Source organism: Pseudomonas sp. 43(2021) (assembly GCF_017490805.1).
Classification (GTDB): Bacteria; Pseudomonadota; Gammaproteobacteria; order Pseudomonadales; family Pseudomonadaceae; genus Aquipseudomonas.
The window spans coordinates 88257-112489 of record NZ_JAFGYJ010000018.1 but is presented as its reverse complement, the minus strand read 5'-3'; the positions used below and the strand labels follow the sequence as shown (position 1 = coordinate 112489).

Here is a 24233-nt window from a genome sequence, read left to right as displayed (position 1 = left end):
GCATGGGCCTTGATTACGCGCATCAAGAGTTTGCTGACGATCAACACAGGATAGGTCTCGCTCATACGTCACGGCACAGTAGCCTACCGGGGCGGCGGGCGCAATATGCCCGTAAACACGGGGAAACGAATGGACTTGGGAGGGATGCACTGCGATTTGCTAAGGTCGATCGGGTTGTCCTTCATAAAAAAACAAAGAAAAGGATATTCCCAGATGCGAAAAGCACCGTTATTGCGCTTTACCCTCGCCTCCTTGGGCTTAGCCTGCAGCCAAGCCTTCGCCGCCCCCTCTCCCTACTCCAGCATGATCGTGTTTGGCGACAGCCTCAGCGACGCGGGACAGTTTGGCGGCGTGCGCTTTACCAACCGCGATGCCGATGGCAATTATGCGCCGGTGTCGCCGATGATCCTTGGTGGGAAGCTCGGGGTAGACCCGACAGCGCTGGGCCCTTCCACATCCCCCATCAACCCGGCACTGGGGATTCCCGACGGCAACAACTGGGCCGTTGGCGGCTATACCACCCAGCAGATCCTGGATTCGATCACCACTACGTCCAAGACGGTCATCCCACCCGGGCGCCCCGGCGCCGGGCAGGTACTGCGAGAAAAACCGGGCTACCTGGCCAACGGCCTGCGCGCCGACCCCAACGCGTTGTACTACCTGACCGGTGGCGGCAACGACTTCCTGCAAGGCCTGGTCAGCAGCCCGGCAGATGCCGTGGCCGCTGGCGCCCGCCTGGCCGCCAGCGCCCAGGCCCTGCAGCAAGGCGGTGCCCGCTATATCATGGTCTGGCTGCTGCCCGATCTCGGCCAGACGCCGAACTTCAGCGGTACGCCGCAGCAGAACCCGCTGTCGCTGCTGTCCGGTGCCTTCAACCAGTCACTGCTCGGCCAACTGCGGCAGATCGATGCCGAGATCATTCCACTGAACATCCCCATGCTGCTGAGCGAAGCGCTGGCCAGCCCCGAGCAGTTCGGCCTGGCCAGTGGCCAGAACCTGGTCGGCACCTGCTACAGCGGCGAAGGCTGCGTGGAAAACCCGGTGTATGGCATCAACGGCACCACGCCGGACCCGACCAAGCTGCTGTTCAACGACTCGGTGCACCCGACCATTGCCGGCCAGCAACTGATTGCCGACTACGGCTACTCGATCCTTTCCGCCCCGTGGGAACTGACCCTGTTGCCAGAGATGGCCCACGCCAGCTTGCGCGCCCACCAGGACGAATTACGCAACCAATGGCAGACACCCTGGCAGGCAGTTGGCCAGTGGCAGTCCTTCGTCGCCAGCGGCGCCCAAGACCTGGACTTCGACGGCCAGCGCAGCGCTGCCAGCGGCGATGGCCGCGGCTACAACCTTACCCTGGGCGGCAGCTACCGCCTGAACGATGCCTGGCGCCTGGGCCTGGCCGGCGGCGTGTACCGGCAGAAGCTGGAAGCCGGCGCAGAGGACTCGAACTACAAGCTGGACAGCTACCTGGCCAGCGCCTTCGCCCAGTACCGCGAGGACCATTGGTGGGCCGATGCAGCGCTCACCGCCGGGCACCTGGACTACAGCGACCTCAAGCGCACCTTCGCCCTTGGCGTGAACGACCGCAGCGAAAAGGGCGACACCAATGGCGAGGCCTGGGCGATGTCAGCTCGGCTGGGCTACAACCTGGCGGTCGAGGGCAGCAGCTGGCAGCTGGCGCCGTTCATCGGCGCCGACTATGCGCGGGTGAAGGTGGATGGCTATGACGAGAAGAGCGGGCGCTCGACGGCACTGGGCTTCGATGACCAGGAACGTACATCACGCCGTTTGGGTGTGGGGTTGCTGGGCAGTGTGCAGGTGCTGCCGAGTACCCGGCTGTTCGCCGAGGTGGCGCAGGAGCATGAGTTCGAGGATGACCAGCAGGATGTGACGATGCACCTGACCAGCCTGCCGGCGAACGACTTCACCCTGACCGGGTATACGCCGCACAGCGACCTGACCCGGGCGAGCCTGGGGGTGAGCCATGAAGTGGTGGCGGGGGTGCATTTGCGCGGGTCCTACAACTGGCGCAAGAGTGATGAGTTGACGCAGCAGGGAGTGAGTTTGGATGTCAGCGTCGACTTCTGAACTGATGGGGTCGCTCTGCGGCCCTTCGCGGGCTCGCCCGCTCCCACAGGTATTGCACAGGCCTTGTGGGAGCGGGCGTGCCCGCGAAGGGCTGCAAAGCAGCCCCAATCAATTTATTTGGCGGAAGTCTGCTCGGCCAGCGCGACCGCACGGAACATCGCCCGGCGCTTGTTGATGGTTTCTTCCCACTCCAGCGCCGGCACCGAGTCGGCAACGATGCCGCCACCAGCCTGCACATGCAGCTCACCGTCTTTGATCACGGCAGTACGGATGGCAATCGCGGTATCCATGTTGCCGTTCCACGCGAAGTAACCGACCGCCCCACCGTAAACCCCACGCTTGACCGGCTCCAGTTCGTCGATGATCTCCATCGCACGAATCTTCGGCGCCCCCGAAAGCGTACCGGCCGGCAGGATTGCCCGCAGCGCGTCCATTGCCGTCAGCCCTTCACGCAGCTGGCCAGTGACGTTCGACACGATGTGCATCACGTTGGAGTAACGCTCGATCACCATCTTCTCGGTCAGGCGCACGCTGCCGGTCGAGGACACACGGCCCACGTCGTTACGGCCCAGGTCGATCAGCATCAGGTGCTCGGCAATTTCCTTGTCGTCCGACAGCAGGTCGTCTTCCAGCGCGCGGTCGGCCTCTTCGGTAGCACCACGCGGGCGGGTACCGGCAATCGGGCGCACGGTGACCAGGTTGTCCTCGACGCGCACCAGCACCTCGGGCGAGCTGCCGACCACATGGAAGTCGCCAAAGTTGAAGAAGTACATGTAAGGCGTCGGGTTGAAGCAGCGCAGCGCACGGTACAGGTCGATAGGCGCGGCCTTGAAGTCGATCGACATGCGCTGCGACGGCACCACCTGCATGCAGTCACCGGCCAGGATGTATTCCTTGATACGGCCGACGGCGTTCTCGTAATCCTCACGTGTGTAGCTGGAGCGGAATTCCGGTTCGGCAGCCTGCGGGCCACTCAGGTCCAGACCACGGCGTGGGGTGATCGGCTGACGCAGGGTTTCCAGCAAGCCTTGCAGGCGTGCCTGACCCTGTTCGAATGCCTGCTCTTGAGCCGGGTCGACCAGCACGATCGCGTGCATCTTGCCCGCCAGGTTATCGAACACCACCACCGCATCGGACACCATCAGCAGGATATCCGGCACGCCCAGCGGGTCCGGGTTGGGGCTGGCGCCCAGGCGCTTTTCCACATAGCGCACGCAGTCGTAGCCGAAGTAGCCGACCAGGCCGCCGTTGAAGCGCGGCAGGCCGGGGATATCAGCAACCTTGTAACGGTCCTTGAAGGTTTCGACGAAGGCCAGCGGGTCTTCGACCTCAAAGCTTTCCACCTCCACGCCATCCTGCAGGATGCTGACATGGTAACCGTGCACACGCAGCACGGTGCGCGACGGCAGGCCGATCATCGAATAACGGCCCCATTTCTCGCCGCCCTGCACCGATTCGAGCAGGTACGAGTTGGGCTGGTCGGCCAGTTTCAGGTAGATCGACAGCGGCGTGTCGAAGTCGGCCAGGGTTTCGCAGGCCAGGGGAATGCGGTTGTAGCCGGCAGCGGCCAGGCGCAGGAATTCTTCGCGGGTCATGGGTAGCCTCGTGGCAAGCAGCAATAGGTCAGGCAAACGGACGGGCCGGCACGCGCCGGCAGGCTAAAGTCAGGCGCGCCAACGCCAACGGGCCAGGGCCTTAATGACTTTCATCCAGAATTTGCCAGTAACCGCCACGGTGGACTCTCTGTCTTGTGAGGCTTGAAGGTCCGCCAACGTTATCCCAGTGGCCGGGTCTGCGCAACCGGGCAGCAATGCGCGCAGGTCGTCGATCACCAGGCTGGGGGATTCGTCGTGGATCGGCCGCCCGTGGTTGTAGCCGTAGGTCAGGCCCACGCACTGCACGCCAGCCGCCTTGGCCGCCAGCACGTCACTGCGCGAATCGCCGACGAACAGCGACTGTTGCGGGGTAACGCCGGCCATCTGCATGACGAACAGCAGCGCCGCCGGGTCGGGCTTTTTCTGTGGCAGGGTGTCGCCGCCGATGATCCAGCGGAAGTAGTTGCCGATCTTCATCTGGTCCAGCAACGGGCCGACGAAGCGCTCGGGCTTGTTGGTGATCAGCGCCATCTCCACGCCCTGCTTGCGCAGCCAGCGCAGGGTGTCCTGCACACCGGGGTAGACCACGGTCAGTTCGTGGCTCTCGGCATAGGCGTCCATGAACAGCGCCAGCGCCTGGTCGGCCAGCGCATCGTCCACGGCGGCATGGTCGATGCCACCGGCCAGCGCCCGACGCACCAGCACCTGGGCGCCGTTGCCCACCCAGTGGCGCACCGCCTCAAGGCCGGCGGGCGGGCGCCCCAGTTCGAGCAGCATGCGGTCCACGGCGGCGGCCAGGTCTGGCACGGAATCGATCAGGGTACCGTCCAGATCGAACATCACCAGCCTGGGCAGCGTCCCCGGGAACAGCTGCTCGAAGCCGCTCATGGGCGGGCCTGAGCCAGTTCGGCGCGCATCCTGGCGATGACTTCCTGGTAGTCCGGGGCGTTGAAGATCGCCGAGCCGGCCACGAAGGTGTCGGCGCCAGCGGCAGCGATCTCGCGGATGTTGTTGACGTTGACGCCACCGTCGATTTCCAGGCGGATATCACGGCCACTGGCATCGATCAGCGCACGCGCCTCGCGCAGCTTGTCGAGGGTACCAGGGATGAACTTCTGCCCGCCGAAACCTGGGTTGACGCTCATCAGCAGCACCATGTCGACCTTGTCCATCACGTACTTCAGGGCATCCAGGCTGGTGGCCGGGTTGAACACCAGGCCGGCCTTGCAGCCACCGTCCTTGATCAGCTGCAGCGAACGGTCGATGTGCTGCGAGGCTTCCGGGTGGAAGGTGATGTAGGTAGCGCCAGCTTCGATGAAGTCACCAATGATGCGGTCGACCGGGCTGACCATCAGGTGCACGTCGATGGGGGCGGTGACGCCGTACTTGCGCAGGGCGGTGCAGACCATCGGGCCGATGGTCAGGTTGGGGACGTAGTGGTTGTCCATGACATCGAAGTGGACGATGTCGGCACCCGCGGCCAATACCTTGTCGACATCCTCGCCCAGGCGGGCGAAATCGGCGGAGAGAATGGAGGGGGCAATAGCGTAGGGCTGCATGGCGCACCTGTTGGCAGAATCACGGTGGCGCGCATTGTAACCCAGGGAAGCGGATGAAGGCTGATTAGCATCAACCTGTACTGGCCTCTTCGCGGCTAAAGCCGCTCCCACAGGTGCACAAACCCTGTGGGAGCGGCTTTAGCCGCGAAGAGGCCAGCACAGGCAACATACCTTCAACCGGGCTGCTGGGTTCTCAACTTCTCGCTACGCCCGCGCAACCACTCCAGGGTCAGCAGCAACACCACCGAGAAGGCAATCAGCAAGGTCGCCGCCGCGGCAATGGTCGGGCTCAGGTTTTCGCGAATACCACTGAACATCTGCCGCGGCAGGGTCGCCTGCTCCGGCCCGGCCAGGAACAGGGTCACCACTACTTCGTCAAACGACGTGGCAAAGGCGAACAACGCCCCCGAAATCACCCCGGGCGCGATCAACGGCAGGGTCACCCGGCGGAACGTGAGCAGTGGCGAGGCGCCCAGGCTGGCCGCAGCGCGCACCAGGTTATAGTTGAAGCCCTGCAAGGTCGCCGAAACGGTAATGATGACGAACGGCACGCCCAGTACAGCATGCACCAGGATCAGCGAGGTGAAGCTGTTGCCCATGCCCAGCGGGGCGAAGAACAGGTAGCTGGCCACACCGATGATCACCACCGGCACCACCATCGGCGAAATCACCAGCGCCATCACCAGCGACTTGCCCGGGAAGTCGCCACGGGTCAGGCCGATGGCTGCCAGGGTGCCGAACACCATGGCCAGCACCGTGGCCGCCGGGGCGACGATGATGCTGTTCTTCAAGGCCCGCATCCATTCGGCCGAGCCGAAGAAGTCCTGGTACCACTGCAGCGAGAAGCCCTGCAGCGGGTAGACCAGGAAACTGCCACTGTTGAACGACAGCGGCACGATCACCAGAACCGGCAGAATGAGGAACAGCAGGATCAGGCCGCAAAGAATGCGCAGGCTGTAGAACCACACCCGCTCCACGGGCGACATGTAAGGGCTCAGCATGACAAGGCTCCTCAGCTCAGGCGCAGGCGGCTGGCGCCGACCAGCCAGCTATAGATCAGGTACAACAGCACGGTCGCCAGCAGCAACAGCCCGCCCAGCGCGGTGGCCATGCCCCAGTTGATGCTGGTGTTGGTATAGAAGGCCACGAAGTAGCTGACCATCTGGTCGTTCGGGCTGCCCAGCAGTGCCGGGGTGATGTAGTAGCCGATGGCCAGGATGAACACCAGCAGGCAACCGGCGCCAACGCCGGCGTAGGTCTGCGGGAAGTAGACCCGCCAGAAGCTGGCGAACGGGTGGCAGCCCAGCGAGATCGCCGCACGCATGTAGCTGGGTGAAATGCCCTTCATCACGCTGTACAGCGGCAGGATCATGAACGGCAGCAGGATGTGCACCATCGAGATGTACACGCCGGTACGGTTGAACACCAGTTCCAGCGGCTGGTCGATGATGCCCATGGCCATCAGCGCGCTGTTGATCAGGCCACCCGACTGCAGCAGCACGATCCACGCCGCCACCCGCACCAGGATCGAGGTCCAGAATGGCAGCAGCACCAGGATCATCAGCAGGTTGCTCTGCCGGGTCGGCAGGTTGGCCAGCAGGTAGGCCAGCGGGTAGGCCAGCACCAGGCAGATGGCGGTAATCACCACACCCATCCACAGGGTGCGGGCGAAGATGTCCAGGTAGATGGCCTGGTCCGGGGTGGCCTTGGCCAGTTCGCCAAGGTCATCGATACGGTGGTCGAGCGAAGCCAGCAGGTAGAACGGGGTGACCGTGCTGGTGTTGCGGCGGATCGCCTGCCAGTAGGCCGGGTCGCCCCAACGCTCGTCGAGGGCCTGCAAGGCATCTTTATAGGAAGCGGGTTCGCTCTTGAACGGCAGCGCCCGCGCGGTCTTGGCCAACAGGCTGCGGTAGCCGGCCAGCTCCATGTTCAGGCGCTTGGACAGGTCGCCCAGGGTCTGGTTCTTGCGCGATTCGGCCAGGTCCTGGCTCAACGCCTTGTACACGTCCTCGCCCGGCAGGCTCTTGCCATCCCACTGGGTGATGACGCCCACGGTGCGCGGCAGGCCGCCAACCACTTCCGGGTTGCCGACGCTCTTGTACAGCAGCGCCGCGATCGGCACCAGGAACACCAGCAGGAGAAACAGCGCCAGCGGCGCGATCAACGCCTGCGCCTTCCAGCGGTTGACCCGCTCGGCGTGCTTGAGGCGCTGCTTGAGACTTGGACCTGCGCCTTCTTTGAGGGGCACTGCAATGGCCATGGCGAACTCCGCGATACAGGCTGAAATGGGGGCTGCAATGCAGCCCCACACACTGGTCGTTTACTTCTTCGCCGCCCAGGCGTTGAAGCGTTGCTCCAGCTGCTCGCTGTTGTCAGCCCAGAAGGCCACATCGATCTGCACCTGGTTGGCGATGTTTTCAGGCGTGGTCGGCATGTCCTTCTTCACCGCGTCCGACAGCAGGCTCACGGCCTTGGAATTGGCCGGGCCGTAGGCGATGTTCTCGGAGTAGGTCTTCTGCTGCTCGGGCTGCACGCTGAAGGCGATGAATTTCTTCGCTTCGTCGGCATCCTTGGCACCTTTCGGGATGGCCCAGGCGTCGAAGTCGTAGATGCCGCCGTTCCACACCACCTTCAGGTTGCTCTCTTTCTGCACGGCAGCGATGCGGCCGTTGTAGGCCGAGCTCATGACCACGTCACCCGAGGCCAGGTACTGCGGCGGCTGGGCGCCGGCTTCCCACCACTGGATGCTGGGCTTGAGTTCGTCGAGCTTCTTGAAGGCGCGGTCCACGCCCTCTTTGGTGCCCAGCACCTGGTACACGTCCTTCGGCGCCACACCGTCGGCCATCAGGGCGAATTCCAGGGTGTACTTGGCGCCCTTGCGCAGGCCGCGCTTGCCGGGGAATTTCTTGGTGTCCCAGAAATCGGCCCAGCTGGTCGGTGCGGTCTTCAGCTTGTCGGCGTTGTAGGCCAGCACCGTGGACCATACGAAGAAGCCCACACCGCAAGGCTGGATGGCGCCCGGCACGTAGTCACCCTCGTTGCCGAACAGCGCCGGGTCGAGCTCTTCGAACATGCCCTCGTCACAACCGCGGGCCAGCTCCGGTGACTCCACTTCCACCAGGTTCCATGACACGCTCTTGGTGTCGACCATGGCTTTGACCTTGGCCATTTCGCCGTTGTACTCGCCAGCGACGATCTTGCCCTTGCCGGCCTTCTCCCAGGGCTCGTAGAACGCCTTGACCTGGGCCGCCTTGTTGGCACCGCCGAACGAGACCACAGTGAGGTCTGCGGCCATGGCCTGGCCAGCGGCGAACAGCCCCAGGGCCAGGGCGGTCAGTTTCAACTGCTTGCGCATTATTATTCTCTCCACAGTACAGGGTTGGTGAAGCAATCCATCAATGGGCTTCGGCAATCGGATCGAGCGCGCGGGCGTGCTCCACCTCCCAGCCCAGCGGTACCACATCGCCCACGGCCAGGGCCGGGTCGAGCTCGGCAATCGGCTGCTTCACGAAGAAGTCGCCCTTGCCGCAAACCTCCAGGCGCACCCGCACGTGGTCGCCCAGGTAAATGAATTCGGCCACCCGGCCCGAGAAACGGTTCACGCAGCTTTCGCTGTGGCCGTTCAGGCGCACGCGCTCCGGACGAATCGACAGGGTCACCGGCTCGCCGGCCTGGCCGACATTCACCGCCAGCGCCTCGACCCGCTCGCCACGCGGCAACTGCACCTGGCAGCGCTTGCCATCGCTGCCCAGCAGGGTGCCGTTGATGCGGTTGTTCTCGCCGATGAAGTTGGCGACGAAGGTGTTGCAGGGCTCTTCGTACAGCGTGCGCGGGTCGGCGATCTGCTGGATCTCGCCCTGGTGGAACACCGCCACGCGGTCGGACATGGTCAGCGCCTCGCCCTGGTCGTGGGTCACGTACACCACGGTCACGCCCAGGCGCTGGTGGATGTGCTTGATCTCCATCTGCATGTGTTCACGCAGCTGCTTGTCGAGGGCGCCCAGCGGTTCGTCCATCAGCACCAGCTGCGGCTCGAACACCAGTGCCCGGGCCAGGGCCACACGCTGCTGCTGGCCGCCGGACAACTGGCCGGGGTAGCGCTTGGCGAAGGCGTCGAGCTGGACCATGTTCAGTACCCGCTTGACCCGCTCGCTGATGTCGGTCTTGCTCAGGTTGCGCACGGTCAGCGGGAAGGCCAGGTTCTCGGCCACGGTCATGTGCGGGAACAGCGCGTAGTTCTGGAACACCATGCCGATGTCGCGCTTGTGCGGCGGCACGTTGTTGATCGAGCGCCCGGCCAGCTGGATCTCACCGGCGGTGGGGGTTTCGAAGCCGGCCAGCATCATCAGGCTGGTGGTCTTGCCCGACCCGGACGGGCCAAGCAGGGTAAGGAACTCGCCCTTGCGAATATCCAGGTTGAGGTCTTTGACGATCAGCGACTCGCCGTCGTAGCTCTTCTGCACACCACGGAAGCTGACCAGCGTTTCGCTGGTTGCAGCGTTCGACTTCGCCTCGCTCATGCCTGCACCTTCTTGTTGGATGACTGCGTAGGCAAAGACTAGACAAGCGGCAAGCGCCGGAAAATCGGGGGTGCTGAGAGAATGCCATCATCCGGATGGAAGATTTTTTGTAGGGATTCCCCTACAAAGATGGCGGTTTTGGAATGCTCCCCTCAGCCCTCCGGCGCCCGCTGTGGGAGCGGGTTCACCCGCGAAGAGGCCGGCCCAGGCACCGCAGATGGCAGGTCAGGCCCTTTCGCGGGTAAACCCGCTCCCACAGGGACTCGCTACAGACTGCAGGAAGTGCATGTCGCAATCAGACCAGCTTGTGCTCCATGGCGTACTTCACCAGCTCCGCCAGCGAGTTCACTTTCAGCTTCTGCATCAGGCGCGCCTTGTGGGTGCTGATGGTTTTGCTCGACAGTGCCAGCTGCTGGGCGATGTCGTTGACGTTGGCGCCCTGGGCCAGGCGCTCGAACACCGAAAACTCCCGCTCCGACAGCAGCGTGTGCAACGGCCGCGACTCGGTCAGGCCTACTTCGAAGACCATGCGGTCGGCCAACGCCGGGTCGATATAGCGCCCGCCAGCGGCAACCCGGCGAATCGCGGTCAGCAACAGCGCCGGGTCGCTGTCCTTGGTGGCATAGCCCGCCGCCCCGGCCTTCAGCGCCCGCGCCGCCATCTGCGCTTCATCGTGCATCGACAGCATCAGGATCGCCGGGGCGTCGTGCAACGCGCGGATACGCGGGATTGCCTCCAGGCCATTCACGCCCGGCATCGAGATATCCAGCAACACCACTTCGCACGGTGTGTGGCGCAGGGTTTCCAGCAACTGCTCGCCATTACCGGCCTCCCCCGCCACCTGCATGTCCTTGGCCAGGCCAATCAACTGCTTGATGCCCTCACGGACAATGGTGTGGTCTTCGGCCACCAGCACTCGAATCACGATCGCTCTCCTACTCCAAGGGTATGGCCACGCTCAGGCTGGTGCCTTCGCCCGGTTCACTGTCCAGCACCATGCTGCCGCCCAGCATCAGCACCCGCTCACGCACCCCCACCAGGCCAAACGAGGTGGGCCGGGGCTGGTCGCGGCAAAAGCCCTGGCCGTCATCGCTGACGGTCATGCGCAATTGCCCGTGCTCACGCACCAGTTCGATCTCCACGCTGTGCGCCTGGGCGTGGCGCATCACGTTGGTCAGCGCCTCCTGGAGGATACGGAACAGCCCGATGGCCTTGGCATCGCTCAATGCTGGCAGATTATCCGGTACTTGTACCAGGCAGGGGATTTGCGTGCGTGCTTCAAAGCGCCGCGCCTGCCATTCGATGGCCGAGGCGATGCCGGCATCGAGAATCGGCGGGCGCAAGGCGGTGGCCACATCGCGCACCAGCTGGAACAGTTGGGCGATCAGGCGCTTCATGCTGGCCAGGCGCTCGTTCAGGCCCGGGTCCAGTTCGGCAAAGGCCAGCTCGCACATCGACACCTCCAGCTTGAGCACAGTCAGCATCTGCCCCAGTTCATCGTGCACTTCCCGGGCGATGCGGGCCTTTTCTTCCTCGCGCACGCTTTCCAGGTGGGCCGACAGTTCGCGCAGCTGCTCCTGGGACCTGGCCAGCGCCAGCTCGGCCCGCTTGCCTTGGGTGATGTCCCACACCACGCCGTCCCACACCACCTGGCCGTTGCCCAGGCGCCGGGTACTGGCCTTGATGTCGGCCCAGCGCTGTTCACCCTGGCGGGTGAGGATACGCCCCTGCCAGGACCAGTCCTGGTCGCTGGCCAGGGCCAGGTCCTGCACCCGGTGGTAATCGGCGCGGTCCTCGGGATGCACCAGGTTGCGCAGGCCCATCTGCGGGTGCTGGATCTCGCTGGGCGCATAACCCACCAGGGCCTCGCTGCCCTCGCTGATGTAGGGGAACTCCAGGTCGCCCTCGGCCGGGTCGCGCTCCAGGCGAAACACCAGCCCCGGCACGTTGCCGGCAATGCCCTTGAGCCGCGCCTCGCTTTCGCGCAGGGCCGCCAGGGCGCGGTGGCGCTCGGTGACATCGGCGAGGTAGACCACCAGGTACTCGGAATCACGAAAGCGCAGAAAACTCAGCGACAGCTCGACCGGCAGCAGGCTCTGATCAGCCCGACGGCACTGCGTCTCGAACTGGCCGACACCGCCCGACCCGGTGCGCGCGCCCTTCCACAGCTCCAGCCAGCGGTCCATGCTCAAGCTGGGTTCAAAGTCGCTCAGCGGCCGCTCCAGCAGCGCGCCTTCACCGTAGCCCAGCATGCGCTCGGCGGCATGGTTGGCGTACCGTACGTGGCTGTCCCAGTTGACCCAGAGGATGCCCACCGTGCTCTGGTCGATGGCGAACTGGCTCAGACGCAACGCTTCTTCACGCACTTGCCGCTCCACCAGGCTTTCTCGCGTGGCCAGCAGGCTGCGCTCCAGTTGGCGCTGCTGCCGACGCTGCCACACCAGGGTGGCCAGCGCGCACAACAGCAGCAGGCCGGACAGCAAGGCCAGGTTCTGCCAGAAACCAGTCGACTCACTCAGACGTGGGTACTTTGGCTGCAGCCAACGCTGGTGCAGTTGTTCCAGCTCCTTGGCCGGCAGCGCCTGCAGCCCACGCTCGAGCACATCGGCCAGCAGCGGCCAGTCGCGCCGCGAACCGATGCGCAACAGTTGCGGCAGGCCGATATCGCCGACCACCGCCAGCTCGCCGAACTCGCTTTCGCGCGACAGGCGGCTGAGCTGGGCTTCATCCAGCACGGCGAAACTGGCCTGGCCGCCTACCACCAATTGCAGGGCCTCGCGCTCGCTGGGCACCCCTTGCAGGTTGAGGTTGCTGTAGTTGCCGCGCAGGTAGTCCGCCAGTTGGCTGGGCATGCGCACAGCCACCCGCTGCTCGGCCCCGAGCGTTTCCAGTTCCACGGCCATGGTCCCGGTGCGCGGCCCCACCACCAGTTGCGGCACGCGCATGTAAGGGTCGCTGAACAACCACAGGCGCAGGCTGGCGGGGGTCTGGGTAAGGCCTGGGGCAAAGTCGATTTCGCCGGCCTGCAGGGCATGCTCAAGGCTGGCCTGGTCGGTGAAGTTGCGCCAGGTCAGGTCCAGGCGCAGCACCTGCGCCAGGCTGCTCACCAATTCCACGTTGGCCCCGTACAGTTGCTGCAGGCGCCGGTCGAACTGAGCGTAGGGCGCCTGCAACACCAGGCCGACGCGCAGGCTGCGATGCGTATCCAGCCATTGCTGCTGGGCCGGTTCCAGGGAAACCGTGGGCACCGTCTCGGGCCTGGCCAATGCAATCAAGGGCAGCCACAAGCAGCCGATAACCAACAGGCGACGCACTCGCTTCATCTATACGCTCGTCTTGGCAAAGGCGGCCATGCAGCATGGCCGTCACGGGCAAATACTATTAGGCTGCCGGTATCATTCTGGCCCCGGGTTGACTCATGTCCACACTTTATCGCACGACGCTGGCAATGTGCTGCCTGGCCTCGATCCTTCCTCTCGGCGCCCTTGCCGCCGATGCCGAAAAACCATCCACCACCACCGAGGCACCCGCGGCCCAAGCCCAGCGCCCGCCGCTGCTGGAACGCAGCCAGGAGGATGCCCAGGCGCTCGAACGGCTGGTGCCCAAGGCCGAGCAGCAGACCCTGCAGGCCGGTGCCGACAGCTTCCTGGCCCTGTGGAAACCGGCCAACGACAGCGACCCGCAAGGGGCGGTCATCATCGTCCCCGGTGCCGGCGAAACGGCCGACTGGCCAAATGCAGTCGGCCCATTGCGGCAGAAATTCCCCGATATCGGCTGGCACAGCCTGAGCATCAGCCTGCCCGACCTGCTCGCCGACAGCCCGCAGGCGCGGGTCGAAGCCAGGCCGGCTGCCGAGCCGGAGCAAGACAAGGGCGAAAGCGCGCCGGCCAAGGACGTGCCGGCCGATGCCAATGCCAACGTTGCCCAGGCCACGGCGGCCGATGCCGACACCGCAGAAAGCACTGACGCCAAACAGGCCAGCGAGCAAACCGACCCGGCCGATGCCGAGCGCGTTTTCGCCCGCCTGGATGCCGCGGTGGCCTTTGCCCAGCAACACAATGCCCGCAGCATCGTGCTGATCGGCCATGGCAGCGGCGCGTACTGGGCGGCCCGTTACCTGAGCGAGAAACAGCCGCCGCAGGTGCAGAAACTGGTAATGGTCGCCGCGCAGACACCGGCGCGGGTGGAGCATGACCTGACAAGCCTGGCCCCGACCTTGAGAGTGCCGACTGCCGACATCTACTACGCCACCCGCAGCGGTGACCGCAATGCGGCCGCGCAGCGCCTGCAGGCCAGCAAGCGGCAGAAGGACAGCCAGTACCGGCAGTTGTCGCTGATTGGCATGCCGGGGAACAAGGCGGCCGAGCAGGAACAACTGTTCCGCCGGGTGCGGGGGTGGATGAGCCTGTAGGGTTGATCTGAAATCGCCGGGGGCGCTTTTTTATGCTTGTCGTGGGTTGTGTGGCGCCAGTGAGATCGAGCGCCGCCCGCGCGGCGCTCGACTTACGCATCACCTCAAAACTCAAGCCAGGTACCCTTTAAAGGCCCCGCCGCTTGCGGATCATGGCATAGGCCTGATGCAACTCCCGGGTCCGCTCGGTCGCTTCCCGCACCTGTGCCTCACTGGCGCCAGTGCCCGCCAGCTTGTCCGGATGGTGCCGGCTGACCAGCCGACGATACGCCTGCTTGATCTTGTCGCCATCGGTGTCCGCCTCGACTGCCAGCAAGCGCAACGCCGCCGCATAGGTCATGGCCACCCCTTCTGGCCCCGCCTTGCGCGGCTCGTACTCCAGCGACATGGCCTGCACCTGCCGTCGGCTCAGGCCCAGCTTCTGCCCCCAGTCCAGCAAAAGCTCACGCTCCTTGTTGCCCATCTTGCCGTCGGCCCAGACCATGCGCCAGCAGGCACGCAGGGTGCCCTCGGCCGCATGTGGCTGCTGGCGAATGCGCCGCAGGTGCCCGCCCAGCCGGTCCTTGCCCGCCTTGCCACGGTTGAACGCGGCAATCGCGCGCAGCCGGGCCGCTTCGGCCAGGTCCAGGCGCACCATTTCCTGACGCGCCTGCTGGATATGCTGCTCACCCACCCGGCCATCGCACTTGGCCAGGCGCCCGAGCATCACGAACAGCAACTCGTCATCCTGCAAGGCCGGCCGCCCGCCCAGGCGTTCGCGCATGTCCTCCCAGCCTTGCAAACGCAGGCGGCGGTCAATGGCCTGCCCGAGCAAAGCGCCGAGCAGGGCGCCGGGGATGCTGGCAACGGCAAAGCCGGCACCGGCAGCAATCACCGTGCTTGGCCACCACATGTCAGGCGCGCTCGCCGATCAGGCGCTCGGCCTCGGCCAGGCGTTCTAGCGTACCGACATCCACCCAGTGCCCGCGGTAGTGCTCACCACTGACCTGGCCCGCCGCCATGGCCTGGCGCAGCAACGGCGCCAGCTTGAAGGCACCGGGCTGACAGCCTTCGAACAGTGCCGGGTGCAGTACCGAAAGGCCGCTGAAAGTCAGCGTGCCGGGCGCATCGTCACCATCGACCACCCGCTCGCCCACCAGGCGGAAGTCGCCGCGGCCGTGATGGCCAGGGTTATCGACCAGCACCAGGTGAGCCAGGCCTTGCAGGGGGGCCTGCAGGCGCGCGAAGTCGTAGTCGGTCCAGACATCGCCGTTCACCAGCAGGAACGGCGTATCCCCTAGCAATGGCAGGGCCTTGAAGATGCCGCCGCCGGTTTCCAGCGGCTCGCCTTCGGGCGAATAGCGAATGCTCAGGCCGAAACGGCTGCCGTCGCCCAGGTGGTCCTCGATCTGCTGGCCGAGCCAGGCATGGTTGATCACCACCTCGGTGACGCCCGCCGCAGCCAGGGCCCGCAGGTGGTACTCGATCAGTGGCTGGCCGGCGACCGGGACCAGCGGTTTGGGGGTGTGCAGGGTCAGCGGGCGCATGCGCTCGCCTTTACCCGCTGCCAGGATCATTGCCTTCATGCACGCGCTCCGGCCTGCAACTCGGCAATCAGCTCACCCAGATCCGCCAATTCGGGCCGGCGGCTGATCACTTCTTCTATATAGGCGAAGAAGCGCGGCACGTCGCCCAGGTAACGGGGTTTGCCGTCACGGTGGCAGATACGGGCGAAGATGCCGATCACCTTCAGGTGGCGCTGCACCCCCATCAGGTCGCTGGCACGCTGGAACGCTTCGAACTCGGCCTGCACCGGAATGCCGGCGGCCTGCGCCTTCTGCCAGTAGTCGCGCAGCCAGCCTTCGACCCGCGCCTGCGGCCAGCTGAGGAAGGCGTCCTTGAACAGGCAGGTGATGTCGTAGGTGACCGGGCCGTACACCGCATCCTGGAAGTCCAGCACGCCGGGGTTGGGCGTGCTCTGCATCAGGTTGCGCGGCATGTAGTCGCGGTGCACCAGCACCTTGGGCTGGGCCAGGGCGCTGTCGATCAGCATCTGGCTGATACGCTGCCAGGTGGCTTTCTGGGCTTCGCTGAGGGTAACGCCAAGTTCACGCCCCACGTACCACTCGGGGAACAGTTCGACTTCACGGCGCAGCAGCGCATCGTCGTAGCTGGGCAGCGGCGCGTCCATCGGCAGGCGCTGGAACGCCAGCAGCGCGTCGATGGCATCGGCGAACAGGCCGTCGGCGTTGTCGGCATCAATGATGTCGAGGTATGTCTGGTGGCCCAGGTCACCCAGCAGCAGGAAGCCGCGCTCCAGGTCCTGGGCGTGGATCAGCGGTACATGCACGTCGGCGCTGGCCAGCAGGTGGTCGATGGCGACGAACGGTCGGCAGTTTTCCTGCGGCGGAGGCGCATCCATGATCACGAAGCTGTGGCCGGCGCCCTGCCAGCGGAAATAACGGCGGAAGCTGGCGTCGCTGCTGGCCGCGGTCAGGCTGCCTGCGGGCACATCGCCCCAGGCGTTTTTCCGGAAAAGATCATTGAGCTGCTCATCGAGCCAGACCGTCAGTTGTTGCAGGCGTACATCGTGTTCAGGCATTACAAGGGTCTCCGACGGCCCTAGCCGTCAAGCGGGTCATGCTTTATTATCCAGCATCTTTTTCAGACCATCGAGAGGCGTGCGGCCCCACACGCGGGCAGATGGCACGCAGGAAGCCCGGACTAATAAGATGGCATTGAAATCCCCCGCGTTTCGTAGAAAGTTTCCGTTGCTGGTAACCGGCGGTCTGCTGGCCCTGCAACCTCTGGCCACGTCTTACGTGGTGGCAGCCGAACAGTTCGACTGCCAAGTGTCCGCCTCCGGTGGTTGGGACTGCAAGCCCAAGACCCCAGTCAACAACCTGCCGCCGCGCCCGGTGCACGAGGGTGCTGCCGTCAGCACCGGCACCGAAGCCGCGAGCGAAGGCGAAACGGCGGACCGGCCGGTGCTGGTCACCGAAGCCAAGGGCCGCGCCCTGAAGTCGCGCAGCGAAGACTACAGCCACCTGGACTGGGTTCCGCGTGAAAAGCTCACCGCCGCGCAACTGGCCGAAACCGGCCCGTACTGCGGTGGCGCGTACATCGAGCCAACCCGTCCAGGCATGGCCGACACCACGCCGAAGGACGAGTCGCCGACCTACATCAACGCCAAGGTGTCCAAGTACCAGCAAGAGCAGCAGATCGCTACCCTCGCCGGTGACGTGGTGATGCGCCAGGGCAGCATGCAGGCCGAAGCCGACGAGGCCAACCTCTACCAGACCGAAAACCGTGGCGAGCTCAAGGGCAACGTCAAGATCCGTGACAACGGTTCGCTGGTAGTCGGTGACGAGGCACAGATCCAGCTCGACACGGGCGAAGCCCAGGTCGACAACGCCGAATACGTGATGCACAAGTCGCACATCCGCGGCAGTGCCCTGTACGCCAAGCGTGGCGAAAACGCCATCATCCGTCTCAAGGACGGTACGTACACCACCTGCGAACCGGGCAGCAACGCCTGGCAGCTGAAGGGCAACAACATCACCCTGAACCCGGCCACCGGTTTCGGTACCGCGACCAACGTTACGCTGCGGGTCAAGGATTTCCCGGTGTTCTACACACCGTACATCTACTTCCCGATCGACGACCGTCGCCAGTCCGGTTTCCTGCCGCCATCGTTCAGCAGCACCAGCGACACCGGCTTCATGCTGGTCACGCCGTACTACTTCAACCTGGCGCCGAACTACGACGCCACGTTGTACCCGCGTTACATGACCAAGCGCGGCCTGCTGATGGAAGGCGAGTTCCGCTACCTGACGCCTTCCAGCGAAGGCCAGTTCGGTGGCGCGTACCTCAACGACAAGAACGACGACCGCAAAGACCAGACTGACTACAAAGAGCAGCGCTGGATGGTCAACTGGCAGCACAAGGGCGGGCTGGACGAGCGCCTGATGGCCGAGGTGGACTACACCGACATCAGCGACCCGTTCTACTTCCAGGACCTGGAATCCGACCAGATCGGTGTTGAAACCCAGGACTTGCTGAACCAGCAGGGTGCACTGACCTACCGTGGTGACAACTACACCGCGCGGTTGAATGTGCATGCCTACGAGATGGCGACCATCTCGAAGATCACGCCGTATGATCGCCTGCCGCAGATTACCTTCAACGGTAAGCTGCCGTATGAGCCGGGCGGGCTGAACCTTGCGTATGAGACTGAGGCCGTTCGCTTCGATCGTGACCTGAAAAACGATTTCGTTACCAACGAGGATGGCCTACCTGACACAAGCACAGGCATCCCTGGTCGACGGCTCGATCAGAACATCTTCGGTGTTGCCCGCTCCAACGGCACGCGCCTGAACGTTGCCCCATCCATCAGCCTGCCGATGGAAGCCAGCTACGGCTATATCACGCCGAAGCTGAAGTACATGTACACGCACTATGACCTTGATCTGGACAGCAAGGGCAAGAACGATCTCGTTACACAGCCAAATAAGATTCCCCTGTACGGCGATTTCAAAAGTAATCAGAACCGCGACGTTCCGATCTTCAGCGTCGACAGTGGCCTGTACTTCGACCGCAACACTTCCTTGTTCGGCACGAACTACAAGCAGACCCTCGAACCGCGCCTGTTCTATCTCTACGTTCCGTACAAGGATCAGGTGGACATCCCGCTATTCGACTCGGGCGAAACCCTGTTCAGCTACGACTCGCTGTTCCGCGACAACCGCTTCAGCGGCACCGACCGCATCGGCGACGAAAACAAGCTGTCGTTGGGCGTAACCACCCGCTGGATCGAGGAAAACGGTTTCGAGCGTCAGAACTTCAGCATCGGCCAGGCCTACTACTTCAAGGACCGCAAGGTCCAGTTGCCTGGTATTGACTACCGCGACCGCAGCGACTCCCAGTCCGATGTATCGCCGTACGCCTTGGTATACAACTATTACTTCAACCGCGACTGGCGCTTCAATTCGGACTTCAACTGGGACCCGGACAGCCGCAGCACCCGCTCGGGCAGCGCGATGTTCCACTACCAGCCTGAGGACAACCCGAACAAGGTGGTCAACCTCGGTTATCGCTACCGTAACGACACCATTGCCTACGACTCCGCGACCGGTACCTGGAAAGTGGGCGGCGGCGACTATGGCACCCCGGGCAGTCCTAACTACGTGAAGGACTACTACAAGATCCAGCAGCATGATTTCTCGGTCATCTGGCCGGTCGTTCCGCAGTGGAGCGTCATCGCTCGCTGGCAGCATGACTACAACCGCAACCGCACCCTGGAAGCCATGGGTGGTTTCGAGTACGACAACTGCTGCTGGAAGCTGCGCCTGATCAACCGCTACTGGATCGATTACGACGACTTCAGCCAAGCCCTTCCGACAAACGAAAAAGGCGACCACGGCATCTTCCTTCAGATCGTCCTGAAAGGCCTCGGTGGTGTAGTCGGCAACAAGGTCGAATCTTTCCTCGACCAAGGCATTCAAGGTTACCGTGAACGTGAAGACCAAGCTTATTGATCGACTGCGCCCAGCGTTGCTGGGCGTTGCATTGCTGAGTGGCGCGGTGCATGCCGCGGTGCAACCTCTTGATCGCGTGGTGGCCATCGTCGACAACGACGTGGTCATGCAAAGCCAGCTGGACCAGCGTGTCCGCGAGGTCCAGCAAACCATCGCCAAGCGCGGCGGCGGCATGCCGCCTGCCGGCGCGCTGGACCAGCAGGTACTGGAGCGCCTGATCGTCGAGAACCTGCAGCTGCAGATCGGCGAGCGCTCCGGCATCCGCATCACCGACGAGGAACTGAACCAGGCCATGGGCACCATTGCCCAGCGCAACGGCATGTCGCTGGAGCAGTTCCACGCCGCCCTGGCCCGTGACGGCATGTCATTCGACGACGCCCGCGAACAGGTCAAGCGCGAGATGATCATCAGCCGCGTACGCCAGCGCCGCGTGGCCGAGCGTATCCAGGTGTCCGAGCAGGAAGTGAAGAACTTCCTCAACTCCGACCTTGGCAAGATGCAGATGTCGGAAGAGTACCGCCTGGCCAACATCCTGATCCCGACCCCGGAAGCAGCCAACTCGGAGGCCATCCAGGCCGCCGCGCGCCAGGTTGGCGATGTGTACCAGCAGCTCAAGCAGGGCGCGGACTTCGGCCAGATGGCCATTGCCCGCTCCGCCAGCGAAAACGCCCTGGAAGGCGGCGAGATGGGCTGGCGTAAAGCCGGCCAGCTGCCGCCAGACTTCGCCAAGATGCTCAGCAGCATGGCGGTGGGCGACATCACCCAGCCCATTCGCATCCCCAACGGCTTCATCATCCTCAAGCTCGAGGAGAAGCGCGGTGGCAGCGAGAACGTGCTGCGTGACGAAGTGCATGTGCGCCACATCCTGATCAAGCCAAGCGAAATCCGCAGCGATGCGGCCACCGAGCAACTGGCCGAGCGCCTGTACGATCGCATCAAGAACGGCGAAGACTTCGGCGAACTGGCGAAGAGCTTCTCGGAAGACCCGGGTTCGGCGCTCAACGGCGGCGACCTCAACTGGGTTGACCCGAACAGCCTGGTACCGGAGTTCCGCGAGCAGATGGCCAACGCCGCCCAGGGCGAAGTCACCCGTCCGTTCAAGACCCAGTACGGCTGGCATGTCCTGGAAGTGCTCGGCCGCCGCGCTACCGACAGCACCGAGCAGGCTCGGGAACAGCAGGCCATGAACGTTCTGCGCAACCGCAAGTACGACGAAGAGCTGCAGACCTGGCTGCGCCAGATCCGCGACGAGGCCTACGTTGAAATCAAGCTGCCTGGCGCTGACCAGGCCACCCAGTGAAGCCCCTGCGCTTCGCCGTCACCCCCGGCGAGCCGGCCGGCATAGGCCCCGACCTGTGCCTGCTGCTCGCCGCAGGCGCCCAGCCCCACCCCCTGATCGCCATCACCAGCCGTGACCTGCTCGCCGAGCGGGCCACGCAGCTGGGGCTGGCCGTCAACCTGCTGCCGGTAGCAGCGGGCCAATGGCCCGAGCAGCCGGCGCCAGCGGGTAGCCTGTACGTCTGGGATACCCCCCTGGCAGCCCCGGTAGTGCCGGGCCAGCTCGACAAGGCCAATGCGGCGTTCGTGCTGGATACCCTGACCCGAGCCGGGCAAGGCTGCCTGGACGGGCATTTCGCCGGGATGATCACCGCCCCTGTGCACAAGGGCGTGATCAACGAAAGCGGTATCGCCTTCTCCGGGCATACCGAATTCCTCGCCGAACTCACCCACACCGCGCAAGTGGTGATGATGCTGGCTACCCGGGGCCTGCGCGTGGCCCTGGTGACCACGCACCTGCCGCTGCGCGACATTGCCGACGCCATCACTGCCGAGCGCGTCGAGCGTGTAACCCGTATCCTGCATGCCGACATGCGCGACAAGTTCGGCATTGCCAACCCGCGCATCCTGGTGTGCGGCCTCAACCCGCACGCGGGTGAGGGCGGCCACCTGGGCCGCGAGGAAATCGACATCATCGAGCCGACCCTGGCCCGCCTGCGCACCGAAGGCATGGACCTGCGCGGGCCGCTGCCGGCCGATACCCTGTTTACCCCCAAATATCTGGAGCACTGCGATGCAGTGCTGGCGATGTACCACGACCAGGGCCTGCCCGTACTCAAGTACAAAGGCTTCGGTGCTGCGGTCAACGTGACCCTGGGCCTGCCGATCATCCGCACGTCGGTCGACCACGGCACCGCCCTGGACCTGGCCGGCACTGGCAAGGTCGACACCGGCAGCCTGCGCGTCGCGCTGGAAACCGCCTACCAGATGGCCGAGAACCGACCATGAACGAGCAATACCAACACCGGGCGCGCAAGCGCTTCGGCCAGAACTTCCTGCATGACGCCGGCATCATCGACCGCATCCTGCGTGCCATCAACGCCAAGGCTGGCGAACATCTGCTGGAAATCGGCCCGGGCCAGGGCGCCCTGACCGAAGGCCTGCTGGGTAGCGGCGCACAGCTGGACGTGGTGGAACTGGACAAGGACCTGGTGCCGATCCTGCAGCACAAGTTCGCCGGCCGCAGCAATTTCCGCCTGCACCAGGGCGACGCCCTGAAGTTCGACTTCAACCAGCTGGGCGTGCCAGCGCGCAGCCTCAAGGTGGTGGGCAACCTGCCCTACAACATCTCCACCCCACTGATCTTCCACCTGCTCAGCCATGCCGGGCTGATCCGCGACATGCACTTCATGCTGCAGAAGGAAGTGGTCGAGCGCATGGCCGCCGGCCCCGGCGGTGGTGACTGGGGGCGTTTGTCGATCATGGTGCAGTACCACTGCCGGGTCGAACACCTGTTCAACGTTGGCCCTGGCGCCTTCAACCCACCACCGAAAGTGGACTCGGCCATCGTCCGCCTGGTGCCGCACGAAGTGCTGCCGTACCCGGCCAAGGATGCAAAGCTGCTGGAGCAGGTGGTACGCGAAGCCTTCAACCAGCGCCGCAAGACCCTGCGCAACACCATGAAAGGCCTGCTCGACAGCGCGGCCATCGAAGCGGCTGGCGTGGACGGCAGCCTGCGCCCCGAACAGCTGGACCTGGCCGCCTTCGTGCGCCTGGCTGACCAGTTGGCCGATCAGCAAGCCTGATATCGCCTGTATCGGCCCTTTCGCGGGTAAACCCGCTCCCACAGGAATTGCACAACCCTTGAAATCTGTGTGATCCCTGTGGGAGCGGGTTTACCCGCGAAAGGGCCGGTACTGGCAACAAAGACCTCAAGCCCCTGCACCGCTGGCCCTCCCCCCTCTCAATGGCCTAGACTGCATTATTGCGTCAGCTCGCCCAAGGCCCTTGCATGTCCGACCCCCGCTATCAGATCGACGTCAGCGTCGTGACCCGCTACCTCAAAGAACAATCCGACCCCGAAAACAGTCGCTTCGCTTTCGCCTACACCATTACCGTGCAGAACAATGGCTCGCTCAAGGCCAAGCTGCTGTCTCGTCACTGGCTGATCACCAACGGTGACGGCGAGGTCGAGGAAGTGCGCGGTGCCGGTGTCGTTGGCCAACAGCCCGATATCGACCCGGGCCAGAGCCACACCTACAGCAGCGGCGCGGTCATCAGCACCCGCGTGGGCACCATGCAGGGCAGCTACCAGATGTTCGCCGAGGACGGCAAACGTTTCGATGCCGAGATCGCCCCCTTCCGCCTGGCGGTGCCCGGAGCGCTGCACTGATGGCTACCTACGCCGTCGGTGACCTGCAGGGCTGCCTGCAGCCACTCAAATGCCTGCTCGAACGGGTCAACTTCAACCCCGCCGTCGACCGCCTGTGGCTGGTCGGCGACCTGGTCAACCGCGGCCCCGAGTCACTGGAAACCCTGCGCTTCCTTTATTCCATCCGCCAGTCGCTGGTGTGCGTGCTGGGCAACCATGACCTGCACCTGCTGGCCGCCTGGCACAACGTCGAACGCCTGAAGAAAAGCGACACCCTGCGCGAGATCATCGAAGCGCCGGACGCCGACCAGCTGTTCGACTGGCTGCGCCAGCAAAAGCTGCTGCATTACGACGAGCCCCGTGGCATCGCCCTGGTACACGCCGGCATTCCGCCGCAATGGACCTTGGGCAAAGCCCTGGCGCTGGCCGCCGAGGTCGAGGAAGTGCTGCGCGACGATGAGCGCCTGAAGCTGTACCTGGACGGCATGTACGGCAACGAGCCGAACAAGTGGAACAAGAACCTCAGCGGCATCGAACGCCTGCGGGTCATCACCAACTGCCTCACGCGCATGCGCTTCTGCACCCCCGAGGGCAAGCTCGACTTCAAGAGCAAGGAAGGCCTGGATACCGCGCCCAAAGGCTACAAGCCCTGGTACGCGCACAAGGACCGCCGCTCACGCCATGTGAAGATCATCTTCGGCCACTGGGCCGCCCTGCAGGGGCAGGTGAACGAGCCCGGCATCATCGCCCTGGACACCGGTTGCGTGTGGGGCGGCGCCATGACCCTGTACAACGTCGACAGCGGCGAATACCACCGCTGTGACTGCAGCGACGACGGCAACTTACGCCTCCCCACCCAAACGCCTACACTGAACGATCAACCCTGAAG

Annotated in this window: 20 protein-coding genes; 8 read left to right on the top strand and 12 right to left on the bottom strand. The window is 64.3% G+C overall.

The features are described 5' to 3' along the window. Positions 1-213: 213 nt before the first annotated feature. Positions 214-2094 (top strand): esterase EstP, encoded by a 1881-nt coding sequence (gene estP, locus J5M71_RS16925; protein WP_207834240.1) that lies wholly within the window; start codon positions 214-216, stop codon positions 2092-2094. A 113-nt stretch (positions 2095-2207) separates the two neighbouring features. Here estP and trpE read toward each other — a convergent pair whose 3' ends face one another. The 9 genes from trpE to J5M71_RS16880 all read right to left on the bottom strand — a co-directional run bounded on the left by trpE (position 2208) and on the right by J5M71_RS16880 (position 13091). Further along, complete coding sequence (gene trpE / locus J5M71_RS16920) at positions 2208-3689, bottom strand: anthranilate synthase component I (RefSeq protein WP_207834232.1); 1482 nt, start codon at positions 3687-3689, stop codon at positions 2208-2210. 69 nt (positions 3690-3758) lie between these two features. Then, entirely contained in the window at positions 3759-4577 is an 819-nt protein-coding gene (locus J5M71_RS16915) for a phosphoglycolate phosphatase (protein ID WP_207834230.1), read from the bottom strand. After that, complete coding sequence (rpe, locus tag J5M71_RS16910; RefSeq protein WP_038408593.1) at positions 4574-5248, bottom strand: ribulose-phosphate 3-epimerase; 675 nt, start codon at positions 5246-5248, stop codon at positions 4574-4576. The genes J5M71_RS16915 and rpe overlap by 4 nt, the downstream gene beginning before the upstream one ends. Positions 5249-5421: 173 nt before the next feature. Continuing rightward, positions 5422-6249 carry an ABC transporter permease gene (locus J5M71_RS16905; protein ID WP_013970603.1) on the bottom strand — a complete coding sequence of 276 codons (828 nt, stop codon included), beginning with the start codon at positions 6247-6249 and terminating at the stop codon, positions 5422-5424. Positions 6250-6260: 11 nt separating this feature from the next. Next, on the bottom strand, positions 6261-7508 hold the full coding sequence (locus J5M71_RS16900) for an ABC transporter permease (protein WP_207834220.1): 1248 nt from the start codon (positions 7506-7508) through the stop codon (positions 6261-6263). A 60-nt stretch (positions 7509-7568) separates the two neighbouring features. After that, positions 7569-8603: an ABC transporter substrate-binding protein gene (locus tag J5M71_RS16895; protein ID WP_207834218.1), complete on the bottom strand. Its 1035-nt coding sequence runs from the start codon at positions 8601-8603 to the stop codon at positions 7569-7571. A gap of 40 nt (positions 8604-8643) precedes the next feature. Beyond that, the gene (locus J5M71_RS16890; protein ID WP_063914589.1) at positions 8644-9768 is read right to left on the bottom strand and encodes an ABC transporter ATP-binding protein; all 1125 of its coding nucleotides are present in this window, start codon (positions 9766-9768) and stop codon (positions 8644-8646) included. Positions 9769-10063: 295 nt separating this feature from the next. After that, positions 10064-10696 carry a response regulator transcription factor gene (locus J5M71_RS16885; protein ID WP_170929296.1) on the bottom strand — a complete coding sequence of 211 codons (633 nt, stop codon included), beginning with the start codon at positions 10694-10696 and terminating at the stop codon, positions 10064-10066. Between the two features lie 7 nt (positions 10697-10703). Further along, a complete protein-coding gene (locus J5M71_RS16880) occupies positions 10704-13091 on the bottom strand; it encodes a sensor histidine kinase (RefSeq protein WP_207834216.1) in 2388 nt (795 codons plus the stop codon). Between the two features lie 95 nt (positions 13092-13186). Between J5M71_RS16880 and J5M71_RS16875 the strand changes: the two genes are divergently transcribed. Further along, complete coding sequence (locus J5M71_RS16875) at positions 13187-14179, top strand: alpha/beta hydrolase family protein (RefSeq protein ID WP_207834214.1); 993 nt, start codon at positions 13187-13189, stop codon at positions 14177-14179. A 127-nt stretch (positions 14180-14306) separates the two neighbouring features. Here J5M71_RS16875 and J5M71_RS16870 read toward each other — a convergent pair whose 3' ends face one another. The 3 genes from J5M71_RS16870 to J5M71_RS16860 are packed head-to-tail and all read right to left on the bottom strand — an operon-like array spanning position 14307 to position 16760. Beyond that, positions 14307-15071: a TerB family tellurite resistance protein gene (locus tag J5M71_RS16870; RefSeq protein ID WP_207834212.1), complete on the bottom strand. Its 765-nt coding sequence runs from the start codon at positions 15069-15071 to the stop codon at positions 14307-14309. A gap of 1 nt (position 15072) precedes the next feature. Then, positions 15073-15744, bottom strand: coding sequence for an N-acetylmuramate alpha-1-phosphate uridylyltransferase MurU (murU, locus tag J5M71_RS16865; RefSeq protein WP_207834203.1), 672 nt, complete (start codon positions 15742-15744; stop codon positions 15073-15075). Then, complete coding sequence (locus J5M71_RS16860; protein WP_207834201.1) at positions 15741-16760, bottom strand: phosphotransferase; 1020 nt, start codon at positions 16758-16760, stop codon at positions 15741-15743. Before J5M71_RS16860 ends, murU begins: the two co-directional genes overlap by 4 nt. A gap of 130 nt (positions 16761-16890) precedes the next feature. Here J5M71_RS16860 and J5M71_RS16855 point away from each other — a divergent pair, with 130 nt between their 5' ends. The 6 genes from J5M71_RS16855 to J5M71_RS16830 all read left to right on the top strand — a co-directional run bounded on the left by J5M71_RS16855 (position 16891) and on the right by J5M71_RS16830 (position 24231). Beyond that, positions 16891-19695 (top strand): LPS-assembly protein LptD, encoded by a 2805-nt coding sequence (locus J5M71_RS16855; RefSeq protein WP_207834191.1) that lies wholly within the window; start codon positions 16891-16893, stop codon positions 19693-19695. Further along, on the top strand, positions 19676-20995 hold the full coding sequence (locus J5M71_RS16850) for a peptidylprolyl isomerase (protein WP_207834189.1): 1320 nt from the start codon (positions 19676-19678) through the stop codon (positions 20993-20995). The genes J5M71_RS16855 and J5M71_RS16850 overlap by 20 nt, the downstream gene beginning before the upstream one ends. Beyond that, positions 20992-21981, top strand: coding sequence for a 4-hydroxythreonine-4-phosphate dehydrogenase PdxA (gene pdxA, locus J5M71_RS16845; protein WP_207834187.1), 990 nt, complete (start codon positions 20992-20994; stop codon positions 21979-21981). The genes J5M71_RS16850 and pdxA overlap by 4 nt, the downstream gene beginning before the upstream one ends. Continuing rightward, positions 21978-22778 (top strand): 16S rRNA (adenine(1518)-N(6)/adenine(1519)-N(6))-dimethyltransferase RsmA, encoded by an 801-nt coding sequence (gene rsmA / locus J5M71_RS16840; protein WP_196179102.1) that lies wholly within the window; start codon positions 21978-21980, stop codon positions 22776-22778. Before pdxA ends, rsmA begins: the two co-directional genes overlap by 4 nt. Before the next feature lie 206 nt (positions 22779-22984). Beyond that, complete coding sequence (gene apaG, locus J5M71_RS16835) at positions 22985-23365, top strand: Co2+/Mg2+ efflux protein ApaG (protein ID WP_207834185.1); 381 nt, start codon at positions 22985-22987, stop codon at positions 23363-23365. Beyond that, positions 23365-24231 (top strand): symmetrical bis(5'-nucleosyl)-tetraphosphatase, encoded by an 867-nt coding sequence (locus tag J5M71_RS16830; protein WP_207834176.1) that lies wholly within the window; start codon positions 23365-23367, stop codon positions 24229-24231. The genes apaG and J5M71_RS16830 overlap by 1 nt, the downstream gene beginning before the upstream one ends. Positions 24232-24233: the final 2 nt, after the last annotated feature.